The sequence below is a fragment of the Winogradskyella damuponensis genome, assembly GCF_039538385.1.
GTDB classification, from domain to species: domain Bacteria; phylum Bacteroidota; class Bacteroidia; order Flavobacteriales; family Flavobacteriaceae; genus Winogradskyella; species Winogradskyella damuponensis.
Genome location: NZ_BAABCB010000020.1, coordinates 26,246 through 52,655 on the forward strand (window position 1 = coordinate 26,246; position 26,410 = coordinate 52,655).

The following is a 26,410-nucleotide window of genomic DNA, read 5'->3' on the forward strand; positions in this document are numbered from 1 at the left end:
TTATGTCTCGTAAAATTTTAGTTTTAAGCCTTGCATTGGTGTTTATATCTTCTTGTAATGACCAACCCGAAAAGACTACAACAGCTGTTGAAGTTGAGGAAACTATTGATACAAATAGCAAAAATCTCAAAGGCACATGGGAATTAGTTGGATTTTATAATTATAAAGATAATGTGGCTGTAGATTCTTTTAATACATCTTCAAGCTCTAGACAATTAAAAATGTATACAGACACAAAAGTCATGTGGTGTAAACATAAACCTGCAGATTCTTCTGAATGGTTTGGGTATGGCACTTATAAGTATAAAGACGATACTCTTACTGAAGTTTTAGATTTTGGATCTGCGGTAATGAATGAGGTGATTGCTGAAAAAAAAGCGTTTAAATTTGAATTACAATTACAGAACAATCGTTTTCAACAAATTGAGTTAGATGAAGATGGTAATCGTATTTATTCTGAAAATTATAAACGTATAGAATAAAACTCAAACGGTAAAAATTTTAAAATATATAAAGCCTGCGCACATCTTTTAAAATAATGTAACGCAGACTTTACCCCTAAATAAAAACTAAATATTAGTCTTTTAATGTATACACAACGGTTAATCTAAGATATTCCGTGCCAGAATTTGCAGCTCTCCAATACGACTCCTCCCCTAAATCGTAACTACTTATAGAAAATATTTTATCTATTTCCTCTCCTGAAACTTCCGCAAGTAATTCTGCATTTTTGCGTGCATTTTCCAGAGCTTTTTGAGTTAATAACTTAATCTCTGCATCAAATATTTTAGATTTAACCTGAACATAAGAAGGCATGGCCTGAGACATTTTTATATTAGTAAGTTTTAAAATATCTTTTTTGCTCTTGGTTTCATATCTAAGAACAGTTCCCTCTGTTCTATAACCCATTGCCGCAAAAGCCAAATCATCCCTTATAAACTTTGAAGTATCAATATTTAGACTTTTAACCTCTTCGTAATACTTAGCCAACAACTCGTCTAAAGTTTTATATGGACCATCTCCATAATAGCCTTTTTCTAATGACAAGGTGACTTCTGTTTTGTACATTACATCATCTAATGGTTTTTCTACTGTACCATGAACTGTAATTGATCTTTCTGGTGTTATTTGTTGTGCTTTTGCATATACTGAAGCACATAGCATGAGTATTAAAATAATAGGTTTCATAATAAAATATAGTGGTTTGAATTATAGTGGTTATACTGTAAACATAAAAGAAGCAGCAATCATCCAACCGCCAACTACAAGGCCTAGAATACCTAATTTACCTAGTTTGGGTGCTAATGTTTCTCTTAATTTGGCCGCTTTTTCCTTTGCCGCTTCGTTTTTACTTAGCAATAATTTGTTTATCATACCAAAGCCAAGCATAAACCCAAGTGCAGCTTCTACAAAGCTTCCTGCTAATAAGGTTATCCACCAAATTGGTGCTACTGATAACCAGCCCATATTAAGAAAGGCAGAAATAATTCCCCAAACTCCAAAAAAGCAAAAGACAATACCTATCCAACCTTGGTAAGGTGCGACTTTGTCTAACAGTTCTTGTGCGTTAGGTTTTTTTGATAAAATAAGTGATGGCACTGCAATAATGCTCAAAAGAATTAATGAAATTCCGTAAATCATAATGTTTAATTTTTAGTGATTAATTATGATGCAAATTTCAATAAACAAGCCAGTGCAAAACAGACGGTAACTAGTAAAAGTGCTTACCCTGTTTTCAGGGATAAAGATATTATTTAAGCATTCCTTTTTCTACGGCATAACGCGTAAGACCTGCCAAATTGCGTACTCCTAGCTTAGAGATAAGGTTTTTACGATAACTTTCAATAGTATGCTTACTTAAAAACAACTGGTCTGCAATTTCTTGAGTTGTAAACTCTTGTGCGATGAGTTTTAAGACTTCTGTTTCTCGTTTACTTAATGAAATTTCAGGTTCAGATTTAGCAGAAAACATAGCTTCCATTAGTATCTGCTTAATGTGAGGTGAAAAGTAATTTTGACCTCCTAAAATAGATGTAATAGCTTTTAATAACTCTGTCTTTTCTGCATTTTTAGAAATATATCCATTTGCATTAGCTTCGGTAAGTGTTTTTATTTTTTTAGCATCTTCAAGCATGCTAACCACAAGGGTTTTGATGTGTGGAAACTCTTCTTTTATTACAGCATTGAGCTCTACACCATCCATTTCTGGCATATTTATATCTGTAATAACTAAATCTACTTTTTGATCTGTATTAATTCTTATATACTTTAAAACCTGTGTCCCTGTTTTTGCTGTAAGAATAATGTTGATGGATTTTTCTTCTGCTAAAATACTCGTCAAGCCATCTAAAAACATAGCATGATCGTCTGCAATTATTATAGAAAATGGTGTTTTCATAAGTTATGTTTGTGGTAAGCTAATACTTATTACAGTTCCTCTATTCTCAGCTGTATTAATAGAAATTGTCCCGTTAAAATCGGCAACTCTGGTTTCAATATTACGTAGCCCTATGCCTTTATTATTAGCGTTTAAATTGAATCCTATACCATCGTCTTCATAAATAAGTTCTATACTCTTTTCTTCGGGAAGTGATGTGAGCTGTATACTAACTTCTTCGGCCTTAGCATGTTTTAAAGCATTAGTAATTAATTCTTTTATAATATTAAATAAGGCAACTTGAATAGACACATTAATTTCATTGATAGCCTCTTTAGGAAAAACGTCTAGGCGCAAATCTACTGAAGTGTTACTTAGGGTGTTTACATAATTATTAAGCAAATCCGTAAAAGCAGCCCCTTCGAATTCTTTTGGAATTAAACTATGAGAAATCTCTCTCACTTGATTATAGGTCATATCTAACTGATTTAAAATCTGCCTAAATTCTGGTTGATGGTCACCAAAACTATTCATCTTTAATTTAATACCTGCTAAATTACCACCTATACTATCGTGTAATTCTCTAGCGATTCTGTCGCGTTCTTTAGATTGAACTGCGATGGCATTTTTTGCCAATTCTAATTCCTGCGATTGTAATAAAGTCTTAACTTCTTGTTGATTTATAGCCTCTTGCTGCTTGTTTAATAAACTCTGCGTTTGTAGCTTTTGATAATAAACCACAAGCAATAAAACAACGGGTATAAGAATGATTAAAAAACCTATTAAAAAAGCATACTTTATTGTTGTTTGTCTTTCAATTTCTGCCTCTTTTAATATTTGATCTTTTTGTAATTTATCAATCTCTTTTTCCTTTTTTAAGGTTTCGTATTTAAGTTCTAAATCTTTTACCAAACGTTGATTTTGCTTACGTGCTATTTCCCTACTAACACTTTGGTATTGGGTCATTAAACTATAGGCGTTTTTATAATCTTCTTTGGCATTATAAAGTCTTGCTAATGCATCTATAACTTTTTGTTGCAATTCTAAACGGTTCCACTGAATGGTATTTATATAGGCTGTACTTAACGCCATTTGTGAAATGTCGTAGTTGTTTAACATCGCATAGCCATAGCCAATATCTAAAATTGCTTCAATGTACAAATCGTAAAACCCATTATTTAAAGCTTCAGTTTTTATGGCTTCTGAACTATCAATTAGAGTTTCGTAATGACCTTGCCTCAACTCTATTTCTGACAAATTGAGTTGTAATTCTAGTTTTAACTTTTGGTAATCTTCTATAAACGCTTTAGACAATGCTTTATCTATCATCGTTTTTGCTAAATCATAATCTTTATGTAGAATTAAAAAAAAGCTTTTTATCACCACATTTTTCAAATAGAAATCATCATTTGTATAGGCTTGTGGTAATTCTTCTAAAAGCTCTTGAGCTTTGTTAAATTCACCTTTAAACAAATACGTTTCTGCTAATTGTAATTTTAAATAATTATGAATATAATCTTTGGGAGTTGATGTTTCAATACCTTGAATATACGAGCTTGTAGCTTCATCTAACAATCCCATTTTTTGAGCAGCAACCCCTTCAAAATATAAAGCTCTAAGCTTAATCTCTTTAAGATCCTGAAACGTTGAATCTTTATAAAACGCTTCACTTTTCATCAATTTACCATAATGCATTAAAGAATCTGCATGACCTGATTTAAGGTAAATCTGTGCAATAGTATCTAAATATTGAAATCGGACTTGCTGTGTTTCTGCTGCATTTAATTTTATAAAAATATCATTGCTAACAACATTAGGCATGTGACCAAACGCCCTAAAATTGTGCTGCTTTTCTTGAGTAAAACCTAGAAAGCACATCACCCCGAATACAAGAAAAACTATTTTTCTAATTTGCATTATTGCTATAAAATCTATTGACAAATGTAATATATTGCTATTCTATTATCTAAACTTAGACGGCATTACTATTGTGTTTTCATTAATATTACAATACTACATACATCGAAAATGCTAATTATCACGGTTTTCCGTGAAAATAAAAAAAGCCTTGAGATTTATGTTTCTCAAGGCTATTTATAAATGCTATATAATCTATATTACTTCTTTATTAATCCTTTTAATAGAGATAGTACAAAAAGCACTATAAAGATAAAGAAGATAATTTTTGCTATTCCTGCCGCTGCTCCTGCTATTCCTCCGAATCCAAGGATGGCTGCTATGATTGCTATTATAACGAATGTGATTGTCCAACGTAACATAATTTTTTGGTTTTTAGTATTAATATTCGAAACTAGCTCGTCTAATTCCTTATGATATAAAGATAAACAACTAACCTACAAACATTTAACACATTTCATACGATTACTAACTCATATAACTAATATTTATAAAAAGGAAAAGTGCCATATTTACATATGACACCTTTCCCAACCTAACCAAACCTAATCTAACTATGTTCCGCTATTAATGTAAGTCTTCTAATACATTTATTTTTGCCAACCCATTAGTAATGGTGGATTTCTGCGATTGTAATATTGATTTTGTACTCATTGGGAGGCTTGTCTCATTTATTACATCTTCATATTCTTCAATAGCAGCTTTTTCTCCCCTAATGGCTTCGTTTAACATCGATTGTTCATCATCGGCTGAAAACAAACTTTTAACATCCATCCACGCTCTGTGCGCTTTTCCTGTTAAACTTCCCCCTTTGTCTACATCTTGATTAAAGCTTCTAATTTCCTGCTTTAATTCACGTCCAAAATTAAGACGCTCTTGCGCTTTGTTTCTAAAGTATGATTTTAATGAAGCGTGTTCTATATTTTCTGCCGCTTTAGTAAAACCTTTTTCAGCATCGTATGTTTTTTCTAATAAATTGTTTAATTTTTCTCCGACTTCTTCTGTGTAAGTACTCATAATTCTATTTTTTTTTTAAAATTTATGATACTTTATTTTAGAGATGTGTATCACTTAACATCTTTACTTTATTTGATAAAATTAAGGGAATTATCCAACCTAACTTAATGCAAAAGATTTCAGTTTTAGCTCAAATAAAAAATAGATTTAATTCTTAATTTTTACCGATGCGTTTCCATATATGCATTATATTTTGTTGCTAATTCCTCCTTTTGATTTTTGGTTAAAATTTTACCTGATAACTGAAAAAAAGTATGCTCTTCATCTTCCAAATGGTGTTCTACTTTTTCTTTTAAATCCTTGGCTGTTTTTAGCCAGGCTGAAGAGTCCATTTCAGTCTCTTCCAACTGTTCTATAAGCTCATCAATCTCATGGTGCTCTGCAATTCCATGTCTGGCATGTTCTTGCATCATATCTGTTGGAATTAAGGGTTTATAGAAGTGTCGCTCCTCTGCATTGGCATGCAAATCGAGTTCTTTTTTTAGTTTATTAAAAATTTCCGTTCTCTCTTTTGAGTCTCCTTTAGTCTGTATTAATTTGTCTAAAAGCTCTCTTTGGATGTCGTGGTCAATTCGTATGGCTTCGTATATGTTCATTTGTAATTCTTTTTGGTTACTAATCAAAGGTAATTTTATGAACCTCAACAAATTTGCTCTATAAGTTTAAAAGTTAACTGTATAGAACTTAGAGCGCTGGTGAGAATGCATTAAAAAGTCCTGCTAAACCATATAATTTAGAGGACCGATCTGAAGGAGTTTAGTTTACCCCATATCTTACTTTAAGGTCGTTTTAAATTTTACATAAAAACTAAACTATATTTATTAGACATGTAAGACTAAAACAAGCTGAAAATTACTTTTTAAAAATCCATTTTCTAATTAGTGCAATAAAACTGTATTTCCCAGTTAATTTTAAGGCTGTACTTACCCAATTTAATGGCTGTAAATCTTCCTTAAATTCACCTTTTGTCAATTTTAATTCTTCCCATGCAATATCACGCTCTAGCTTAAAACGTTTTAAATCGTTATCAATTTCTTCAAATGTGGCGTATGTCTTCATATTAATTAAAAAATTTAAGTCCTACTTTTTTTATGATAAACGAATTGAATTTTGTTCTTAACTTATAGATTATAAGTGACAGTATAACATAAGCCACACCTACTATTAAAAATCCTAGCGCATAGCTATTTAAAGCATTACCTATTTCTAATGCTGCTGCAATAGATAAGAATACTAAGCCTGCAAACAATAGACTTCCTACAGCCAATACCTTAGTCACTAAACTTAATGACAATGTTAGTTGTTGAAAAATTTTCAATCTAAAATATTGGTGAGACGCCTTAACGTAGCGCTCACCAATATGTGAAACTTTGCTTGCTGTATGGTTTATGTCGTCAAAAACACTCATTTATTAGGCTTTTTTCTGTAAATTCTTATTCTTAGCTTTTAAATCCTTTAATTTCGCCTCAAGTGTAGTGATGACATCTTCTGCCTTATAACTTGCATTAGAAACTATAGATTCTACTTGATGGTCTAAATTTTCTTTATGAGAAGAAATGCTATTACCTAAAGAATCTCTTAATTCGGTAGCCTTCTCTGCCATCAAATCTCTTTTCGTTGCTGCTTCGTCTGCAATTCTCTGTCTAGTTACACTACCCTTATCTGGGGCAAACAAAATTCCTAAAACCGCTCCTACTGCTGTTCCTGCTAGTATCCCTAAAACTGTATTTCCGTTATTACTCATGTTATTTAATTTTTATAGTTAATTTTATTATTCAGCACACTGCTGTTACACAAAGATATAGTCAAGATAAGCCACAGCTTAACTCTTTACATAGCAATATTAGCTGTAATGCTAGTTTAGTGTTAGCGTCAAACATTTTAGCAATTGAATTAACTCAAAGACATAAATAAATCTAGATTTGAAGAATAGAATAATCCTATGAAAACAAGTATTAAAACATACCATCCATTTAACGGAAATCATTTAGAAACCTATACTATGGATTCTGAATCTAAACTAAAAGAGAAATTAAAATTAGCCGATTCAACATTTAAAACATGGAAACAATTAGAGATTAAAACGCGTGTAGCGCTAATGCAAAATTTAGCTAATGAATTACACCAGAATAAAACCGAATTAAGCCTACTCATTACAAAAGAAATGGGAAAACCCATTGCAGAAAGTAGAGCTGAAATAGAAAAATGTATTTATCTCATTGATTTTTATATCCAAAATTCGGATCATTTTTTACAAGACGACATTATTGCAACCGAAGCACATGAAAGCTTTATAAGTTATGATCCTTTAGGCTGTATTTTAGCTGTAATGCCTTGGAATTATCCGTTTTGGCAAGTATTTAGATTTGCTGTGCCAACATTAGCAGCAGGCAATGTAGCACTTCTAAAACACGCTTCTAATGTTACAGGTTGTGCTATAGCTATTGAAAAACTTTTTTTAAATGCTAAGTTTCCAAAAGGATGTTTTCAAACTTTAGTTACAGATCATGAAGGCATTGAAAAACTTATGTCAAATGACATTGTTAAAGCAGTTTCCTTAACTGGAAGTGAAAAAGCAGGTCGAAAAATAGCAGAACTCGCAGGAAAAAACCTTAAACCTTCACTATTAGAATTAGGTGGAAACAACGCGTGTATTGTTTTAAAAGATGCCGATTTAGACAGACACATAGAAACGATTGTAAAAGCACGAATGCAAAATTCTGGGCAAAGTTGCATTGCAGCTAAGCGGTTTATAGTTGTAGAAGATATTTATGATGACTTTATTGAAAAATTCACATCAAAAGTAAAAGCCTTAAACTATGGAAATCCACTAGAAGACGATACTACAATATCGTGTTTAGCTCGTGAAGATTTAGCTGAAACTTTAGAAAAACAAGTTCAAAGATCAATTGATTTAGGTGCTAAAGTAACACTTGGAAATACACGAGATGGTGCTTATTTTCAACCTACAATCCTAACTAATGTTACAGCGGAAATGCCTGTATTTAAAGAAGAAACTTTTGGTCCTGTAGCTGCCATTATTAAAGTACAGTCAGAAGACGAGGCATATACAATGGCATCAAAGTATAAGTTTGGGTTAGGTACCATGGTGTTTACATCAGATTACGATGCGGCATTACAACGCACATCAGAAATTGAAGACGGTGCTTTTTTTATCAATGAAATGGTTAAATCAGATCCAAGATTACCGTTTGGAGGCACTAAAATTTCAGGCTATGGCAGAGAATTATCAAAAGAAGGTATGCTAGCCTTTGTAAATAGGAAAACCGTATATATTAATAAGTAAAATTTAAAATTATGAAGTTTGTAAAAGAAGAAGATGAAAAAAGACGCGATTACGTCTTTCAAAAGGATAACAAAACAAAATTTGGAGCACGAATAATAATTCTTATACTTATCATTTTAGTAGGTGCTGTAGTTGCCTCTGGAATCCACTTTGAATGGTTTTAGAAAACATAAAAACTAACGGCTTTTCTTAGATGCGATAACACTTATAATTAAGATTTGTGTCGCATGAAACAACATTAATGGTAACAACACAATACCTAAAGTTGCCATATTTCCGAATAGTATTTTAGAAAAAACAGTACCGTGAACTAATGATTTTTTAGTACCACAAAATTGTGCTGTAATACGATCTTCATTATTAAGTTGAAGTTTTTTAGAAATAAATCCCGTTAGCGAATAAACAATTATAAATAACGTTACGACTCCTATAAAAAGGAAGAGTAAATCTAAAAATGACACCACACTAAAAATATTATTGTCAAATGATGCCGCAAAACTCTTGTAAATAATTAATAAGATAATAGCCTTATCAAACAAAGTTAATTTGCTACTATGCTTACGAGCAAAATCACCCAAATAACGTTGCAATAAGAGGCCAACAATTACAGGTAAAATAATTTGAACAATGAGCTTGATATAAATTTCAGTAAAATCAAAATCCGTTTGAATACTATCTACAAACAATCCCATCCAAAGTGGAGTCAACACAATACCAATAATACCTGATATACTTGCATTAAAAATCGCTGCTGGTACATTTCCTTTAGCCATAGCCACCATCACTACAGACGATGATACTGTAGATGGCAATGCTGCTAAAAAAAAGAACGCTAACCAAATGGTTTCTTGAGCTTCATTTTGAATACATGGGCGCAGTAATAAAATCAACAACGGAAACATTAAAAATGTAGAACCTTGCACTAAAACATGCAATTTCCAGTTTTTAAGCCCAGCTTTAAGTTGCGTTGGATTTAGTTTAAGTCCGTAAAAAAAGAATATAAGCGAAATGCCTATCGCACTAATAGCGTCTATAGGAATTTGACTACTTTCTATTCCCCATTCTGGAAAGAAATAAGCTAAAACGATTACTATAATAATGGATATGACGAATTTATCAACCTTTATACTCATGTATGGTCACTTTGTTTCTGTCTGCTAAATAAAGTCTCTTTTATTTAATGCTCTAAAATAATATCATTTAATTACAAAAAAGACAAGCTAATTATCTTATTTTTTGAAAACCTAAACAGGTTTACAAATAGTAAATCAAGTCTAACTGAAAGCAGTATTAGATTTTTTGAAGCTAATATAAAAACCATTTTTAAAAGCTTATATGACTCATTTCAAATCTTGAAATATTAGGAAGTTTTAAAAAAAATAAAGACCTTTACGCTGTGAAAACAGCTACACTTTTTTTAGCATTGTTTATGCTTCTCAAACCTACTATTCCATTTGTGGAATACGCTGCTTTTTATGACTACATTAAAAATGAACTTTGCGTCAATAAAGACAAACCCGAATTAGCTTGTAACGGTAAATGTCATTTAAAAAAAGAATTAGCAAAAGCTTCCGATTCCGAAAAAAGTAACGACAAAAATCACTCTTCTTCAACAGAACATCAAGTCGTCTTCTTTCAAGATCTTTTTGATGACAATCTCGTTATTGCTGTTAATACAGAACATTTAAAAATTGAATCTTCTTATAATAAAATTTATAAATTCGATTTTATGAATTTTATCTTTCATCCTCCTTTAGCTTAAGTTTAAATAGAGACCTTGTAATTTATAATCCTATCAATAGCCAAACGCTTTACATAGGTATTATGTGGTATGCTTTACACTAATAATTTAACATATGAGCGTACATACTAGTCTTGTTGTACAATCCGTACAATAAAAGTAATCTTATACACAAGTCTTCTATTTATTTCTTGTAGCGGTATTAAGACCTTTTCTGTCTTCATACATTCCTAATTTAATACAATGCTATTGCGTTTTCAATAGGTATTTATTAGTTGGGATATCCGCTGCTATATTTTTAAGTTTTTTTAATAAAACACCTATAAGTGATGAAGAAAAATATATTTTTTGTCATTGCAGCACTTGTTGCAGTGACATCTTGTACCCTAGATAAAACCGATTACGAAGCTGAAATAAGTACTGTAGTTGTTGAGCATTTTGAGTACAACGAAGTCGTTTCAATAAATAAAAACAACTATCAAATTCGTATAGAAGCTTTAAATGGGACACTGTATAAAGGCTATAATGACATCCATTTAACAATTACAAATACCCAAACTAACGAAAACATTAGCACGTCTAACGTCACGTTCTTACCCATTATTACTAATTATAATGGCAACAACGCTTCATGTCCACATCAATACAACTTAAATTATAGTACAGAAAACGACTACTATTCTGGTTACGCTGTATTTACAAGCGAAAGTAATGAGTTAGAAAACTGGGAAGTGCATATTTCATTTACAGATAATGGAGAAACCTATACTGTAAATCAAGACATCATTGTTGAAGAACAGGCGAACATGAACTTAAACATGACTGCTTTTACAGCCAATGACGGAGAGCAATATTTTATCGCTTTGGTTGCACCACAGAAACCTAAAATTGCAGAAAACGAATTGGTTGCAGGAATTTACAAATACAACCAGCCTTCCAATGAAGCCGGAACATTCCCAGACCCTTCTCAGTTTTCATATACAGAAGTTTCCAACTACACTTTATTATTAGATCCCAGAATGCCAGAACCTTCAATGGGAAATCACTCATCTCCAAACAATCAAGATTTAACACAACAGGAAGGTGGCTTGTATTACGGAACAGTTAATTATACCATGACCGGAAACTGGACCTTAAATTTTAGACTTCAGAATCCAGACGGAGACATTATTAAAGGCACCGAAGTTTCAACTGATTTTACACCAGGTATTGAAGGAGAAAGAAGCGAATTGCATATTGATATACTGTTTTAATAATGAAAAAACCCATAACACTAGTCATACTGCTTTTTGTTAGCCTATTTACCACGGCACAAAACACAGAAAAAGAGAAAAAGAAAGACAGCATTGTCGCTTTAGACGAGGTACAGTTAATTACTATAATTAAAAAGAAAATTGAAACAGACATGAAAATGGCCGTTACAGTTGACGAGTTTTTGGCGTCTTCAGATAATATTAGTTTTATAAAACGTGGAGCATACGCTTGGGAACCTTTACTAAATAATATGAGCTCAGAACGCTCTACAATTACTATTGATGGTATGCATGTTTTTGGTGCTTGTACTGATAAAATGGATCCTATCACCTCGTATGTAGAAAGTAACAACCTCTCTAAAATTGATATCAAGTCTGGACAAGAAGGCAGTATGCATGGAGCTACTGTTGCAGGAAGCATTGATTTAAAACGAAAAAGCACACCATTTAACCTTTCTAAAAAATGGAATGGAGCTTACCAAACCGGCTTTGAATTTAATAACAAACAATTTTTCAATTTGGCCAATGCATCTTATTCCGGCAGCAAATTTGTGGCAGATGGAAGCTTGGCGTATAGAAAAGCTGAAAACTATAGTGATGGTAACACTGAGGAAGTCAAACACTCTCAATTTACTAAATTCAATGCATCACTAGGATTAGCCTATAAAACAAGCGAATTATCTTCTGTAAAAGTTGAAGCAATTTATGATGAAGCTAAAGATGTTGGTTACCCAGCTTTACCTATGGATTTATGGTTGTCTCGTGCCTTAATTACATCAGCAACATATAAGCAATTGTTTAAAGAAGGACTATTTAGAGCCTTAGACACTAAAATTTATTTTAATGCTATAGAACATTATATGGACGATACCACACGTCCAGAAAATTTAGTACATATGGATATGCCTGGCTGGAGCACTACTTATGGCTTACTATCTAAAGCAAATTTAAAAAGCAATGATTTTAGTTCTGAAATTCAGCTGAACGCTTATAACAATTTATCTACAGCCGAAATGCGCATGTATCCACAAGACCGAAGTGAACGCTCTATGTTTGCTTACAGTTGGCCTGCAGTTACGACGACTTTTGCAGGACTTTCTCTAAATAACTCTTGGGAGATTTCAGACAAAAGTCAACTTAATTTTGGTGGGGCGTTAGGCATCAATTACAACCACTCTAAATACGTAGAGTTTAACTGGATTTTTCACCCTGGAACGCCTCAAGAAAAAACACGAATACTACCTAGTTTACACGCAGGTTATCAATTAGATATTAAAAATTTTAATTTTTCCGTAGGAGGTGGCTATGGCCATAGAGCTCCTTCTGTTTCTGAAGGCTATGGTTATTACATTTATAATAGTTTTGACCGTTACGATTATATTGGTAATCCTGACCTTAAAAACGAGATATCATACGAAGGTAATGCTAGTGCTGGTTATAAAGATGATAAATTCAGTTTACAAGCAAACGTAAATTATTTCTACATTGAGAATTACATCATTGGTCGAATTTTAAGTTTGGGAAGCCCCATGAATTATCAGTCTGTTGGTGTTAAAGGATATACTTCCTTAGAGTACTCAACCTTATTTAATTTTTCATTAAATACTAGCTATACCATTTTAGACAATCTTCATTGGAAAGGTGTATTAACTTATGCTCGTGGAAAAGACGATAACAAAAACAACTTACCATTTATTAGACCTTTAAGTTACCAATCATCAATCCATTATAGATACAACCGATTTAATTTTCAAACGTCGGTTAATGGCGATTTAGAACAAATTAATTACAGTCCAGAATACGGAGAAGATCAAACTCCTTCTTATACCATTTGGAACCTGTCTGCAGACTACACGTTTAAAATTAAAGATTACAAGACCGTTGTTCAGGTTGGCGCAGAAAATATACTTAATGAGTATTACAGTACTTATGCCGATTGGGGAAATATACCAAGAATGGGACGCAATATTTTCACCTCTTTAAAATTCAACTTCTAAACTAATGCAACGGGTTTTTAGCTCCATAATGACTTTAATATTTCTGTTTGTTGTTTCACAGCAAGCCGTCGTTGTAATGCACTTTAAACTCAACCAAAAAGCAATTACAGAACAGTTTTGTATCAATAAAAACAAACCTGAACTCCATTGTAATGGAAAATGTTATTTAAGTAAAGAATTACAAGAAACGGAAAACAGCGATTCTGAAAAAATACTTAATACCAAAAATTTCGATTTGGTTTTTTATTCAAATATTGCATATGAAATAGAAACTCCAAACGTCATTAAAACCAAAGTAAAATTGATATATATAGAGTTCCATCATTCGGAACCCTATCTAGAAGTCCTAGTACCTCCTCCGATGTTAAGTGCTGATTTAGAAAACGCTTAACATAAAAAAATAAACATATCAATTAACATAAATTTTAAAAATGAAAAATCTTAAAAAATATATTTTATCAGCAGCCGTAGTCGTTGCATTCATGTCTTGTAGTAGCGATGACAATAATCCTGTTGCAAATAATGTAACCTTAGAATTCAATAACACATTTGGCGACACACCTATTGTTCTAGGAGATGCAACATCTAGTGCTGCGACTAAAAACACTTCTGATGCTGGACAAATTCACCACTTTGAAGAAGTTAAATACGTTATTAGTAACATTCGTCTTATAAAAGCAGATGGCACTGAAATTCCTTATCATGTAAATGATTTAGATAACGGAGCTACGGTTGTAAATCAGTCAAAACCAGAAACATTGAGTTATGTTATGAGTGATATTCCTGCAGGAGATTACACAGAAATAAAATTTGGTTTAGGTGTAAGATCTGATTTAAACACTTTAGATCAAGTAAGTTTCCCTACATTTTATGAAAATGCAGGAGCAAATGATACACAAATGCATTGGGAATGGGGAACGGGATACCGTTTTACAAAACTCGAAGGATTCTATGATACCGATAATAAGCAATTGTCTTTCCATTCTGGAAGTACAGTAGAAGGTGAAGAAGGTGCTTATACGCAAGGTGTTGATGCTTATAGAGATATTACAATTGTACTTCCTACAACAACTACTGTTGGCAATAGTGCACCTACAATTAACATTAAAGCCGATTTTGATTATTTCTTAAGTGGCGAAAGTCATACGGTAACATTAGTCTCTACAGAAGACATTACCAATAATGCAACACCAAGTGCTCATACAGCTACTGAAATGATGAAGTTTGTAGAAAATATTGGTGGTAATGGTACAACGGACCATACAGGAATGTTCTCTGTTACTTCAGTAGAAAACTAAATCTAAAAAATTAATGGGTCGGCTATGATAAAACACCATAGCCGACTCCATTATAGTTTTATAGCAAAATGAAAAAAACAATACAAAGTATCGCTATCATCCTTTTATTTACAGGATGTAGCACTAATGATACTGAGCCTATTATATATGACAACCCTGAATTAACACTGAATATTCCAATTGATTTTCCAGAACTAAACAGTTCGGTTTACAATAATATGCCAACGCAATATGGAGTTGAATTAGGTAAAAAATTATTCTTTGACAGACAATTAAGTGCAGACAACACCATTTCCTGTTCAAGTTGCCACATACAAGAAAGTGCCTTTGCTGATCACAACCCAAAAGCTATTGGAATTGAGGGACGAATAGGACTTCGTAATGCTCCGCCTGTACAAAACATGGCATTTATGCAATTTTATAATTGGGATGGTAATAAACTCCAATTAGAAAACCAACCATTGGTTCCTATCATTACACACGAAGAAATGGATTCCTCTATTTTAGAGGTTATTGGTAAACTTGAAAGCGATCCTTCTTATATAGAGCTATTTAATAAAGCTTTTCAAGGAGAAGGTATTACAGCAAATGGTATTTACAATAGTATTGCGCAATATGAATACACGCTCATATCTTCAAACAGTAAATACGATAGAGTTAAACGAAACGAAGGAGAAACATTTACAACAAGTGAAGCACAAGGCTATGCTGTTTTTCAAAACAAATGTATAAGCTGTCACAGCACAGAATTATTTACGGATCAAAGTTTTAGAAATATTGGATTTCCTATAAATCCAGATTCTGAAGAAGGAGGACGTGCCAGAATCACAGGTCTTGTTGAAGATTATATGCGTTTTAGAGTGCCTAGCTTAAGAAATATAGAATATACTGCTCCTTACGGCAGCTTCGGACAATTTGCAACTTTAGAAGACCTACTCGATTATTTAGATAACGGAGTATTAGAGGCAGATAACCTCGACCCTATCTTAAAAGATAATAACAATAGAATCCCACTTACAGCTCAAGAAAAAACAGATTTAATTGCTTTTATGAAAACCTTAAGTGATGCTGAATTTTTAGGTCTTGAATATTAAACCTGATAAGATAGCTTGAAATAATTTAGCGACTTCATCTTATATATAATAAATAGAAATCAACTATTCTAAAAAAACAAAAAACCTTGTAAATAAATTTACAAGGTTTTTTAATATGAAGTCGGGGTGGCAGGATTCGAACCTGCGGCCTCCACGTCCCAAACGTGGCGCGATAACCGGGCTACGCTACACCCCGAATTGTGGTTTCCCGATTTCGGACTGCAAATATATAATTTTTCTTTATAATTCAACAACATTTAAGTAACTTTAAAACTTATTCTTTTTTTAAGACAAAAAACTATGAACCCAAGACACCTTTTTATCAGTTTAATTCTTACTACTACACTAGCTTGTGCTCAAGACAAAAATCCTGTCAACAATAAAAACAGTCACGAGGTTGTCGTTTCAGATCTTAATAATCCTTGGGGATTTACATTCCTACCAGATAATTCTATTCTAATTACTGAAAAATCAGGAGAACTTATTCATTTTAAAGATGGAAAAAAGACAGCTATTTCAGGATTACCCGAAATCTATGTTCGTGGTCAAGGTGGCTTATTGGATATTATTTTACATCCCGATTATGCGACTAATGGTTGGATTTATTTTTCTTACGCATCACCAAAAGGCGAAGGCTCTGGAGGCAATACATCTATTGCGCGAGCCAAATTAAAAAATAATAGCTTAACCGATTTACAAGTACTATACAAAGCCCAACCTAATACAACTAAAGGCCAACATTTTGGATCACGCTTAGTTTTTGACAAAAATGGTTACTTATTTTTTAGCATAGGAGATCGTGGCAATAGAGATGAAAACCCGCAAGACATCACTAAAGACTGTGGAAAAATATACCGACTCAACGCTGATGGCACAATCCCAGAGGACAATCCATTTGTAAACTCCAACAACGCTAAAAAAGCTATTTATTCTTATGGCCACAGAAACCCTCAAGGCATGACACTACACCCTAAAACAGGTGCTGTATGGACACACGAGCATGGCCCAAGAGGTGGAGACGAAATAAATATTATCGCCTCTGGTAAAAACTATGGCTGGCCAATTATTAGCTATGGCATAAATTATAGCGGCACAAAATTTACCGAAATATCAAAAAAAGAAGGTATGGAGCAACCTCTTCACTACTGGGATCCATCAATAGCGCCTAGCGGAATGGCATTCATAAACAGTGATAAATATGGAGATTGGAACGGAAATTTACTTATTGGATCATTAAAATTTCAATACTTAGACATGTGTACCTTAAAAGACAATAAAGTTATAAAAGAAGAACGTTTACTAGACGGCTTGGGGCGCATAAGAAGTATAAAACAAGGCCCCGATGGTTATATTTATGTAGGAATTGAAAATTTAGGTATCGTAAAATTAATTAGAAAATGAAAAAAGTAATTATCATCGCAATTTCTTTTTTAACATTTGTGTCCTGTAATTCAAATGCTAAAACATCTAATTTAATTGCTCAAAATCAAGACCAATCAAAACTTGAAGCAAGCATGAAACGAGGTCAAATAGTATATAATGATATGTGTATAACTTGCCATTTACCAGATGGCAAAGGAGTACCAAAAGCCTTTCCGCCTTTAGCAGACTCAGATTATTTAAGAGAAAATCAAACCGAAAGCATCAAAGCTGTAAAACATGGTCTATCTGGAGAAATAATAGTAAATGGCATCACTTACAATGGTACAATGGCACCTTTAGGACTGTCAGATGAAGAAGTAGCAGACGTCATTAACTATATAAACAACAGTTGGGGAAATAAGATTGGTAATTTTATAACACCTGATAAAGTTTCTAAATTATAGGATTCATCTTAAGGTCATATTAATTAACTTTACAGCCTCAATTAAATCAAAAATTAAAACATGCTTATAATAGGAATTGCTGGCGGAACAGGATGCGGAAAAACAACTGTCGTTAACACAATTTTAAATGAATTACCAGAAGGAGAGGTTGGAGTCATTTCACAAGATTCTTACTACAAAGACACATCACATTTAAGTTACGACGAACGTGTTAAAATTAATTTTGACCATCCACGCTCTATAGATTTCGAATTATTGGAGAAACATCTTATAGAACTAAAAAAAGGCAATGCTATTGACCAACCTGTTTATTCTTTTGTAAAACACAATCGTACAGGAGACACTATAAATACGATACCAAGAAAAGTAATGATTGTAGAAGGGATTTTAATTTTATCTCATGCAGAAATCAGAAATCTTTTTGATATAAAAATATTTGTTCACGCAGATTCTGACGAACGTCTAATTCGTCGTTTAAAACGAGATATAACAGAACGTGGTAGAGATATTAATGAGGTTTTAACACGATATCAAAACACACTAAAACCAATGCATCAGCAATTTATAGAACCTATGAAAGAATATGCAGATATCATCATTCCAAATAACAAGTACAATACTGTTGCTGTAGATATCGTAAAAACTATAATCAACGAACGTCTATAATGAGCATTTTTAATTCTAAATATCTAAAACCTTTCAAGAACATCTATATCGTTGTTCTTGCTGTATTTGTGGTTTGGATGTTATTTTTTGATGCACATTCCTGGTTGTTTCATCACGAATTAAATTCCGATATTTACGAATTAGAATACCAAAAAGAACATTATAAAAACGAAATGGCTAAAGACAATAAAGCCATAAAAGAACTAAGTACTGATGAAGGTATTGAGCGTACAGCGCGAGAAACCTACTATATGAAAAAGCCTAACGAAGACATATATATTATAGAATACGAAGACAGCATAGCCAAACAAAAGAAAGATGAGTAAATCATTATTTAATGAATTTGAAGACGTTTCTTCAAAAGCATGGAAACAGAAAATACAAGCAGACCTAAAAGGAGCAGATTACAATGATACTTTAATCTGGAAAACAAAAGAAGGTATTGATGTAAAGCCTTTTTATCATGCCGATGAATTTGAAACAACACCAAAACGATCAGACAGCAAAACAAACGATTGGAAAATCTGCCAATCTATTGATGTAACTGACGCACAAGCTTCAAACCTAAAGGCATTAGACGCTATTAATCGTGGTGCTGAAAGCATTCTATTCAATATAAAATCTAAAACAATCAGTATTGAAGATTTATTTCAAAATATTGATTTAAACAAAACACCAATTGATCTTAAATGTGATTTTCTTTCCGAAAACTTCATTAATACTGTCGTAAATACAGTAAAGCAATCGCAATGCTATATTCACACAGATATCATTGGTAACCTAGCTAAAACAGGAAATTGGTACAACAACCTCAAAGACGATTTTAGCAAATTTGAAACGATCGTCAAGTCAACAAACCAACTAAGCATAGACCTTAGCCTATACCAAAATGCAGGAGCAACTATTACCCAACAACTAGCTTACGGCTTAGCTCATGCCAACGAGTACTTAAATCATCTGGAAAACATCATTTCAAGCGACGCAAAACAATCGCTTAATGTAACATTCTACACCTCAATTAGCTCAAACTATTTCTTTGAAATTTCCAAACTAAGAGCTTTAAGGCAACTTTGGTCTACCTTAGCATCAGAATACAATGTAAACACAACATGTAGAATTATAGCAACACCAAGCAAACGCAACAAAACCATTTACGATTATAACGTAAACCTATTGCGTACTACAACGGAATCTATGAGTGCCATTTTAGGAGGTGCAGATGTTGTTTGTAATTTACCTTACGACGCTTTATATCACAAATCAAACGAATTTGGAGAACGAATTTCGAGAAACCAACTTTTAGTCTTAAAGCACGAAAGCTATTTTGACAAAGTAAATAATCCCGCAGATGGAGCTTATTATATAGAAAGCTTAACAGAACAATTAGCGGAAAAAGCACTAACTATTTTTAAAGATATCGAAAGCAATGGCGGCTTTTTAAGGCAACTAAAAGAAGGGACGATTCAAAGAAAAATTAAAGAAAATGCGACTAGTGAGCAAGCCGATTTTGAAGCTGAAAAATTAGTGTTATTAGGTACAAACAAACATCCTAATTTAGCAGACAAAATGAAAAATGAACTAGAAATTAGTCCATTTTTAAAAATTGAAAAGCGAAAAACATTAATTGAACCAATACTAGAAAAAAGACTATCTGAAGACCTGGAAATTAACAGATTGAATAATGAATAAAACCACACATAGAGAAAAACTATAGTACTGCGTTTCCATTAAAATCACATTTAAAATGTCAAGAAAAAATCTTCAACATATAGAATTAAAAAACGAGTCACGAAGCTCACAGCATCAAGAAGAAAAAGACTTCTTAACAGCTGAGGACATCATGGTAAAATCCACTTACAATAAAGACGATTTAAAAGATCTTGAACACCTAAATTTTGTAGCTGGTATTGCACCTAATCTTCGCGGCCCCTATTCAACAATGTATGTTCGTAGACCTTGGACAATTAGACAATATGCAGGTTTTTCAACTGCAGAAGAAAGCAACGCATTTTACAGAAGAAATTTAGCAGCCGGACAGAAAGGATTATCAGTAGCTTTTGATTTAGCTACACACAGAGGTTATGATTCTGATCACGAACGCGTAGTTGGAGACGTTGGAAAAGCTGGCGTTGCAATTGATTCCGTGGAAGACATGAAGATCTTATTCGATCAAATTCCCTTAGATAAAATGTCTGTTTCCATGACCATGAATGGCGCTGTTTTACCTATTATGGCATTTTATATTGTTGCAGCCGAAGAACAAGGAGTAAAACCAGAACAACTTGCCGGAACCATTCAAAATGATATTCTTAAGGAATTTATGGTGCGTAACACCTACATCTACCCACCTACTCCTTCAATGAAAATTATCTCAGATATTTTTGAATACACCAGCAACAATATGCCAAAATTCAACAGTATTAGTATTTCTGGCTACCACATGCAAGAAGCTGGCGCCACTTGCGATATTGAATTAGCCTACACATTAGCTGACGGACTAGAATACATAAGAAAAGGGCTAGACGCAGGTATGGACATAGACACCTTTGCTCCGCGACTTTCATTCTTTTGGGCTATAGGCATGAATCATTTTATGGAAATTGCTAAAATGCGAGCAGCACGAATGCTTTGGGCAAAACTCGTAAAACAATTCAACCCAAAAAATCAAAAATCATTAGCATTACGAACCCATTGCCAAACTTCTGGCTGGAGTTTAACAGAACAAGACCCTTTTAACAACGTCGCAAGAACATGTATTGAAGCTTCTGCTGCAGCTTTTGGTGGTACCCAAAGTTTACATACCAATGCTTTAGACGAAGCCATTGCTTTACCTACAGATTTTTCTGCACGTATTGCTAGGAACACTCAAATATATCTACAAGAGGAAACACACATCACCAAAACGGTAGACCCTTGGGCCGGCAGTTATTATGTTGAAAAACTAACACATGATATCGCTCAAAAAGCATGGCAACTCATAGAAGAAGTTGAAGAATTAGGAGGTATGACCAAAGCTATAGAAGCCGGAATACCTAAACTGCGTATTGAAGAAGCAGCAGCACGCAAACAAGCACGTATAGATTCTAACCAAGATATAATTGTTGGTGTTAACAAATATAGATTAAACGAAGAAGACCCTATCACTACACTAGAAGTAGATAATCAAACAGTTCGTACTCAACAAATAGAACGCTTAAACAGCATTAAAGCAAGTAGAGATACCGAAGCTGTAACCGAAGCTTTATCAAAATTAACCGATTCTGCTAAAACAGGTGAAAATAATTTACTAGCTTTAGCAGTAGATGCCGCACGAAAACGAGCGACATTAGGCGAAATAAGCGATGCTTTAGAAGCTGAATTTGGACGACACAAAGCACAAATAAAATCATTTTCAGGAGTGTATAGCAAAGAAATAAAAGACGATAAAAGTTTCCAAAAAGCAAGAGAACTTGCCGACCAATTTGCAGAGCAAGACGGTCGTAGACCTCGTATAATGATTGCTAAAATGGGACAAGATGGTCATGACAGAGGCGCAAAAGTAGTGGCCACTGGCTATGCAGACGTTGGCTTTGATGTAGACATTGGACCACTCTTTCAAACACCAAAAGAAGCCGCAAAGCAAGCCGTAGAAAATGACGTTCATATTTTAGGTGTATCTTCCTTAGCAGCAGGACACAAAACATTAGTACCTCAAGTTATACAAGAACTTAAAAACTATGGTCGTGAAGACATAATGGTTATTGTTGGTGGAGTAATTCCAAAGCAAGATTATCAATATTTATTCGACGCTGGAGCTGTTGCTGTTTTTGGCCCTGGTACAAAAATTAGCGATGCAGCTATTCAAATACTAGAGATATTAATTGACTAGACTACATGAACACATGCTTTAAATTATTCGTGATCTGTTTATTCTTATTCACTTTGTCATGCAAAAAAGACATAGAATCAAAAATAACAATCACAGGTAATTCCAAAGAGCTAATTAACAACACCATCTATCTTAAAGAATACAACCACTTTAATTATTTAAATAAAAGCTACATTCTCGACTCAACAATAGTTGATAGTCTAGGTGATTTTCAGTTTTCTATTAAAGCAGATTCCCCAGAATTAATTACAATATCAAAATACAGCTTACCTCCACTTTCGTATCAAGTATTCAAAGAAACGCCTAACATCTACTATTACTCCTTTTGCGCTAACTTCTTTGCCAACGAACCATGCCTATACATTGATACCAAAAAGAACTATTCAATTACACATTGGGATACAAAAAACCATAACTCATCAATTATTTTTAATAATGAGAATCAAAATTTGTTACGAAATTATTATAGAACTATAGACTATAGAGGCCTTGTGACAGATGAAAACAGGCAACCACTAAACATAGCTACAACAGAGGCTTGGGACATCATTTTAGAAGAAAAAGAAAAAAGAATCAAAGACTACAATCTCAAGAACACGTCCCCTATAAACAGTTTTGAAAACTATCTAATAACCGAAATTAGCCTTGGAGCCGTAAATGATTTTCTTATCTGGACTAATCTTCAAGAAAATAAAGATATAGACCCTGAGTTTTACAATTCAATTTTGGAAATTTATAATTCAGAAGAATGGAGTAAAAATAGTGTTGAATACTACAAACTTACAGAACGCTACATTACACATCAACTCAATTTAGCTAAAGATAAAAACAAGAATTACTACGAGCCTACCAACGAAAAACTAGAGTTTGCAAAAAAATACGCAAAAGCAAACATTAAGGACAAATACCTACAAAACCTTCAGGAAATTCTTAAACAACACCCATAACACACGTATACCTAAAACCGCTTTTTTTTAACTAAGAAATTAGTTAAAATAATGTTATTCCTTTTCTAATTAACATATTATCTCTAAATTTAGAGGAATTTTCTTATGCAAAAATTAATCCACTTAAACCATCATTCACATGAAAACAAAGATTTCCCTCGTGTTTAAAACATTTTTTGTCTGCTGCTTACTTGCGACATTTACAACGAATGCACAAACTAAGACACTAGAAAACCAAACCAGCAGCTACATTCCAACAGACCAATTACCAACCTCGCCTGAAGTTAAAATAGGCAAACTCTCAAACGGCCTTACTTACTACATTCAGAATAACGGCAAACCTGAAGACAAAGTAGAATTACGCTTAGCCATTAATGCAGGTTCTATTTTAGAAACTGAAGACCAGCGTGGTCTAGCTCACTTTATGGAGCACATGAATTTTAATGGAACCACCAATTTTAAGAAAAACGAATTAGTAGACTACCTACAAGGTATTGGTATAGAGTTTGGTGCAGACCTAAATGCTTACACAAGTTTTGACCAAACGGTTTACATCCTCCCTATTCCTAGTGACGATCCTAAGAAGTTAGATAAAGGGTTTCAAATTTTGCACGATTGGGCTGGCAACGCACTACTTACAGAAGAAGATATTGATGAAGAACGCGGTGTCGTTATTGAAGAATACAGAACACGTCTTGGCGCCGCAACCAGAATGCAATCTAAATATTTAGACAAAATTGCTTACAAATCTAAATATGCAGATCGCTTACCAATTGGCACAAAAGAAAACTTAGAGACCTTTAAATACGAAAGCCTTAGAAACTTTCAAAAAGATTGGTATCGTCCAAACTTAATGGCAGTAATTGCTGTTGGTGATTTAGACGTAGAAACACTTGAAAAGAAAATAAAAGACAATTTTAGCGACCTTAAAAATCCAAAGAATCCGAAGCCAAGAGAAGAATTTGGTTCAGAAAACCACGAAGAAACGTTTATCGCCATTGAATGGGATGAAGAAGCCACAGGCTCACAAGTTCAAATATATTATAAAGATAAAGGCGAAAGAAAAAAAACAAAAACAATTAGCGACTACAGAGACAATATGGTTGAAGGTCTTTTTGACCAAATGATTAATAATAGATTAAGCGAATACAGCAACAAACCAAATCCGCCTTTTATCTACGGATTTTCATACAAAGGAGGTATTATTGGTAATAAAGACGCCTACCAATCTTTTGCACAAACCAATGACACTGGTCAATTAGAAGCCCTAAAAACGCTATTAGAAGAAAACGAACGTGTTAAGCGTTATGGCTTTAAAGCTTCAGAACTAAAACGTGCTAAAAAAGATTTCTTAGCACGATTAGAACGTCAATTTAAAAATAAAGACAAGCAAGAATCAGGTAGAATTGTTGGCCGTTATATTCAAAATTTCTTACAAGAAAGCCCGATTCCTGGAATTGAGTGGACCTACAATTTTGCACAAACAGAATTACCTAAAATAACACTAGACGAAGTTAATGCTTTAATTAACAAATTCTTACATAACGACAATAGACTAGTTATATTAACAGGCCCTAAAAAAGAAGGGCTTAAAAAAGTAACAGAACAAGAAGTCATTGATTTATTAAAAAGCGTAGAAAAAGCCGAAATTAAAGATTATGAAGACGAAGCTGTAAGAGAGCACTTAATGCCCATTAAACCTAAAAAAGGCAGCATAATTAAAAAAGAAGTTAGCAACGAAGGTCAAATTAATGAAACCACAACGCTTACACTAAGCAATGGTGCCAAAGTCATTTACAAAAAAACAGATTTTAAAAATGACGAAATCTTATTTGAAGCATATAGTTATGGAGGCACCTCTCTATACTCTGATGAAGTTTTAAAAGAAACCGCAAACGCCAATAGAGGCTTATTTGAAGCTGGTATTGACGGACTCACTAAAAACGATCTAAACAAATTAATGTCTGGTATAATTGCTAGCGTTAGTCCATTTATTGGTAACTTAAGTGAAGGGATGAGAGGCGCTGCTTCACCAAAAGATTTTGAAACCATGTTTCAAATGATTCACTTATACTTTACTAAATTAGACAAAGACCCTGAAGCCTTTGCATCGTATATAAGTAAACAAAAAGCTTTTTTAGGTAATATTCTATCTAATCCTAATATCTCATTCTCAATTGCACTTAATGAATTCACCAATGAAGGAAATCCTAGATATACAGGCTTCCCAACAGAAGTAGATCTAGACAAGGCCAATTATGATTTAGCATACGAAAAATACAAAGAGCGCTTTGCCAACGCAGGAGATTTTAACTTCTATTTTGTTGGTAATATTAATGAAGATAAGATTGCTGAATTAGCTGAAACTTATATTGCTTCTTTACCTGGAAATTCAGAGAGAGAAATGTATAAAACTACTACATTTAGACCAAAATCAGGTGCGCATGAGTTTATATACTATAAAGGCACAGAGCCAAAAAGTCAGGTCAACCTCACCTATTCTGGCGAAGCAAAATACAATGTTAACGACGCAAGAGCAATGAATGTTTTAGGTGAAATTTTAAGTATTAAACTAATCGAAAAACTAAGAGAAGAAGAAGGTGGTGTATACGGAGCTGGCGCTAGAGGCTCTATTAGCAAATTACCTTATGGTCGCTTTAATTTTAGCATTTCATTCCCTTGTGCACCTGAAAATGCAGAAAAACTATCTCAGGCCTCTATTGCCGAACTAGAAAAAATCATTAAAGATGGCCCAACAGAAACTGATTTAAATAAAGTAAAAAAAGCATTATTATTAAGTAGAAAAGATGATTTAGAACAAAATCGATTTTGGCTATCGACTATAAAAGGTGCAGACTACAACCAAAGCGACATTAATAATGTTATAAACTACGAACGCAATATTAATGCGTTAACCACAAAAGACATTCACGATGTTGCTAAGAAGTATTTAACAGGAGGCTATATAAAGGCTATTTTATTGCCTGAGGAATAATAATTTTAAATTAGAGTCATTTAAAGGCAGTCTTTTTTTTGACTGCCTTTTTTATTAAGTCAATGTTAACAACTTCAGTTTCCTAAACTCGTAAATAATCGTATTTT

Annotated in this window: 28 protein-coding genes and 1 tRNA gene; 17 read left to right on the plus strand and 12 right to left on the minus strand. The window is 33.2% G+C overall.

What is annotated here, in order from left to right; translation table 11 throughout:
* The first annotated feature begins 2 nt into the window (after positions 1 to 2).
* On the plus strand, positions 3 to 482 hold the full coding sequence (locus tag ABD730_RS11900; RefSeq protein ID WP_334470820.1) for a hypothetical protein: 480 nt from the start codon (positions 3 to 5) through the stop codon (positions 480 to 482).
* A gap of 94 nt (positions 483 to 576) precedes the next feature.
* On the opposite strand, the gene ABD730_RS11905 is transcribed toward ABD730_RS11900, so the two are convergent.
* The 10 genes from ABD730_RS11905 to ABD730_RS11950 form a co-directional block, all read right to left on the minus strand.
* Complete coding sequence (locus tag ABD730_RS11905; protein WP_334470818.1) at positions 577 to 1,188, minus strand: hypothetical protein; 612 nt, start codon at positions 1,186 to 1,188, stop codon at positions 577 to 579.
* Positions 1,189 to 1,218: 30 nt separating this feature from the next.
* Positions 1,219 to 1,641 (minus strand): hypothetical protein, encoded by a 423-nt coding sequence (locus tag ABD730_RS11910; protein ID WP_334470816.1) that lies wholly within the window; start codon positions 1,639 to 1,641, stop codon positions 1,219 to 1,221.
* A gap of 109 nt (positions 1,642 to 1,750) precedes the next feature.
* The gene (locus tag ABD730_RS11915) at positions 1,751 to 2,398 is read right to left on the minus strand and encodes a response regulator (protein WP_334470814.1); all 648 of its coding nucleotides are present in this window, start codon (positions 2,396 to 2,398) and stop codon (positions 1,751 to 1,753) included.
* A gap of 3 nt (positions 2,399 to 2,401) precedes the next feature.
* Positions 2,402 to 4,198 carry a tetratricopeptide repeat-containing sensor histidine kinase gene (locus ABD730_RS11920; RefSeq protein WP_344714838.1) on the minus strand — a complete coding sequence of 599 codons (1,797 nt, stop codon included), beginning with the start codon at positions 4,196 to 4,198 and terminating at the stop codon, positions 2,402 to 2,404.
* A gap of 296 nt (positions 4,199 to 4,494) precedes the next feature.
* Positions 4,495 to 4,656 (minus strand): DUF1328 family protein, encoded by a 162-nt coding sequence (locus ABD730_RS11925; RefSeq protein WP_215924438.1) that lies wholly within the window; start codon positions 4,654 to 4,656, stop codon positions 4,495 to 4,497.
* 205 nt (positions 4,657 to 4,861) lie between these two features.
* Complete coding sequence (locus ABD730_RS11930) at positions 4,862 to 5,311, minus strand: ferritin-like domain-containing protein (RefSeq protein WP_334470810.1); 450 nt, start codon at positions 5,309 to 5,311, stop codon at positions 4,862 to 4,864.
* 161 nt (positions 5,312 to 5,472) lie between these two features.
* Positions 5,473 to 5,907 carry a hemerythrin domain-containing protein gene (locus ABD730_RS11935; protein ID WP_344714841.1) on the minus strand — a complete coding sequence of 145 codons (435 nt, stop codon included), beginning with the start codon at positions 5,905 to 5,907 and terminating at the stop codon, positions 5,473 to 5,475.
* Between the two features lie 256 nt (positions 5,908 to 6,163).
* Complete coding sequence (locus tag ABD730_RS11940; RefSeq protein ID WP_334470806.1) at positions 6,164 to 6,370, minus strand: DUF6327 family protein; 207 nt, start codon at positions 6,368 to 6,370, stop codon at positions 6,164 to 6,166.
* A 1-nt stretch (position 6,371) separates the two neighbouring features.
* Positions 6,372 to 6,719: a hypothetical protein gene (locus ABD730_RS11945; protein ID WP_334470804.1), complete on the minus strand. Its 348-nt coding sequence runs from the start codon at positions 6,717 to 6,719 to the stop codon at positions 6,372 to 6,374.
* A gap of 3 nt (positions 6,720 to 6,722) precedes the next feature.
* Positions 6,723 to 7,055 carry a YtxH domain-containing protein gene (locus tag ABD730_RS11950; RefSeq protein WP_215924428.1) on the minus strand — a complete coding sequence of 111 codons (333 nt, stop codon included), beginning with the start codon at positions 7,053 to 7,055 and terminating at the stop codon, positions 6,723 to 6,725.
* A 198-nt stretch (positions 7,056 to 7,253) separates the two neighbouring features.
* Here ABD730_RS11950 and ABD730_RS11955 point away from each other — a divergent pair, with 198 nt between their 5' ends.
* Positions 7,254 to 8,618 (plus strand): NAD-dependent succinate-semialdehyde dehydrogenase, encoded by a 1,365-nt coding sequence (locus tag ABD730_RS11955; RefSeq protein WP_344714845.1) that lies wholly within the window; start codon positions 7,254 to 7,256, stop codon positions 8,616 to 8,618.
* 11 nt (positions 8,619 to 8,629) lie between these two features.
* A complete protein-coding gene (locus tag ABD730_RS11960) occupies positions 8,630 to 8,782 on the plus strand; it encodes a hypothetical protein (protein ID WP_215924424.1) in 153 nt (50 codons plus the stop codon).
* Positions 8,783 to 8,794: 12 nt separating this feature from the next.
* On the opposite strand, the gene ABD730_RS11965 is transcribed toward ABD730_RS11960, so the two are convergent.
* A complete protein-coding gene (locus ABD730_RS11965) occupies positions 8,795 to 9,751 on the minus strand; it encodes a bile acid:sodium symporter family protein (RefSeq protein WP_344714847.1) in 957 nt (318 codons plus the stop codon).
* Positions 9,752 to 10,014: 263 nt separating this feature from the next.
* Here ABD730_RS11965 and ABD730_RS11970 point away from each other — a divergent pair, with 263 nt between their 5' ends.
* The 6 genes from ABD730_RS11970 to ABD730_RS11995 all read left to right on the plus strand — a co-directional run bounded on the left by ABD730_RS11970 (position 10,015) and on the right by ABD730_RS11995 (position 16,001).
* On the plus strand, positions 10,015 to 10,380 hold the full coding sequence (locus ABD730_RS11970; protein WP_344714849.1) for a hypothetical protein: 366 nt from the start codon (positions 10,015 to 10,017) through the stop codon (positions 10,378 to 10,380).
* A gap of 308 nt (positions 10,381 to 10,688) precedes the next feature.
* The gene (locus tag ABD730_RS11975) at positions 10,689 to 11,612 is read left to right on the plus strand and encodes a hypothetical protein (protein ID WP_344714851.1); all 924 of its coding nucleotides are present in this window, start codon (positions 10,689 to 10,691) and stop codon (positions 11,610 to 11,612) included.
* A 2-nt stretch (positions 11,613 to 11,614) separates the two neighbouring features.
* A complete protein-coding gene (locus tag ABD730_RS11980) occupies positions 11,615 to 13,609 on the plus strand; it encodes a TonB-dependent receptor plug domain-containing protein (RefSeq protein ID WP_344714853.1) in 1,995 nt (664 codons plus the stop codon).
* A 4-nt stretch (positions 13,610 to 13,613) separates the two neighbouring features.
* A complete protein-coding gene (locus ABD730_RS11985; RefSeq protein ID WP_344714855.1) occupies positions 13,614 to 14,000 on the plus strand; it encodes a hypothetical protein in 387 nt (128 codons plus the stop codon).
* 40 nt (positions 14,001 to 14,040) lie between these two features.
* Positions 14,041 to 14,907 carry an MbnP family protein gene (locus ABD730_RS11990; protein WP_344714857.1) on the plus strand — a complete coding sequence of 289 codons (867 nt, stop codon included), beginning with the start codon at positions 14,041 to 14,043 and terminating at the stop codon, positions 14,905 to 14,907.
* Between the two features lie 68 nt (positions 14,908 to 14,975).
* Positions 14,976 to 16,001 (plus strand): cytochrome-c peroxidase, encoded by a 1,026-nt coding sequence (locus ABD730_RS11995; protein WP_344714859.1) that lies wholly within the window; start codon positions 14,976 to 14,978, stop codon positions 15,999 to 16,001.
* A 121-nt stretch (positions 16,002 to 16,122) separates the two neighbouring features.
* Here the strand turns inward: ABD730_RS11995 and ABD730_RS12000 are convergent.
* Positions 16,123 to 16,197, minus strand: a tRNA-Pro gene (locus ABD730_RS12000).
* A 104-nt stretch (positions 16,198 to 16,301) separates the two neighbouring features.
* Between ABD730_RS12000 and ABD730_RS12005 the strand changes: the two genes are divergently transcribed.
* The 8 genes from ABD730_RS12005 to ABD730_RS12040 all read left to right on the plus strand — a co-directional run bounded on the left by ABD730_RS12005 (position 16,302) and on the right by ABD730_RS12040 (position 26,303).
* Positions 16,302 to 17,402 carry a PQQ-dependent sugar dehydrogenase gene (locus tag ABD730_RS12005; RefSeq protein ID WP_344714861.1) on the plus strand — a complete coding sequence of 367 codons (1,101 nt, stop codon included), beginning with the start codon at positions 16,302 to 16,304 and terminating at the stop codon, positions 17,400 to 17,402.
* On the plus strand, positions 17,399 to 17,827 hold the full coding sequence (locus ABD730_RS12010; RefSeq protein ID WP_344714863.1) for a c-type cytochrome: 429 nt from the start codon (positions 17,399 to 17,401) through the stop codon (positions 17,825 to 17,827). The genes ABD730_RS12005 and ABD730_RS12010 overlap by 4 nt, the downstream gene beginning before the upstream one ends.
* Before the next feature lie 60 nt (positions 17,828 to 17,887).
* Entirely contained in the window at positions 17,888 to 18,493 is a 606-nt protein-coding gene (gene udk, locus ABD730_RS12015; protein ID WP_215924394.1) for a uridine kinase, read from the plus strand.
* A complete protein-coding gene (locus ABD730_RS12020) occupies positions 18,493 to 18,819 on the plus strand; it encodes an FtsB family cell division protein (protein ID WP_344714866.1) in 327 nt (108 codons plus the stop codon). The genes udk and ABD730_RS12020 overlap by 1 nt, the downstream gene beginning before the upstream one ends.
* Positions 18,812 to 20,182: a methylmalonyl-CoA mutase subunit beta gene (locus ABD730_RS12025; protein ID WP_334470268.1), complete on the plus strand. Its 1,371-nt coding sequence runs from the start codon at positions 18,812 to 18,814 to the stop codon at positions 20,180 to 20,182. The genes ABD730_RS12020 and ABD730_RS12025 overlap by 8 nt, the downstream gene beginning before the upstream one ends.
* A 55-nt stretch (positions 20,183 to 20,237) precedes the next feature.
* Positions 20,238 to 22,361: a methylmalonyl-CoA mutase gene (gene scpA / locus ABD730_RS12030; protein ID WP_344714869.1), complete on the plus strand. Its 2,124-nt coding sequence runs from the start codon at positions 20,238 to 20,240 to the stop codon at positions 22,359 to 22,361.
* Positions 22,362 to 22,414: 53 nt separating this feature from the next.
* The gene (locus tag ABD730_RS12035; protein WP_344714871.1) at positions 22,415 to 23,308 is read left to right on the plus strand and encodes a DUF4369 domain-containing protein; all 894 of its coding nucleotides are present in this window, start codon (positions 22,415 to 22,417) and stop codon (positions 23,306 to 23,308) included.
* A 139-nt stretch (positions 23,309 to 23,447) separates the two neighbouring features.
* Positions 23,448 to 26,303: a M16 family metallopeptidase gene (locus tag ABD730_RS12040; RefSeq protein ID WP_344714873.1), complete on the plus strand. Its 2,856-nt coding sequence runs from the start codon at positions 23,448 to 23,450 to the stop codon at positions 26,301 to 26,303.
* The last annotated feature ends 107 nt before the right edge of the window (positions 26,304 to 26,410 follow it).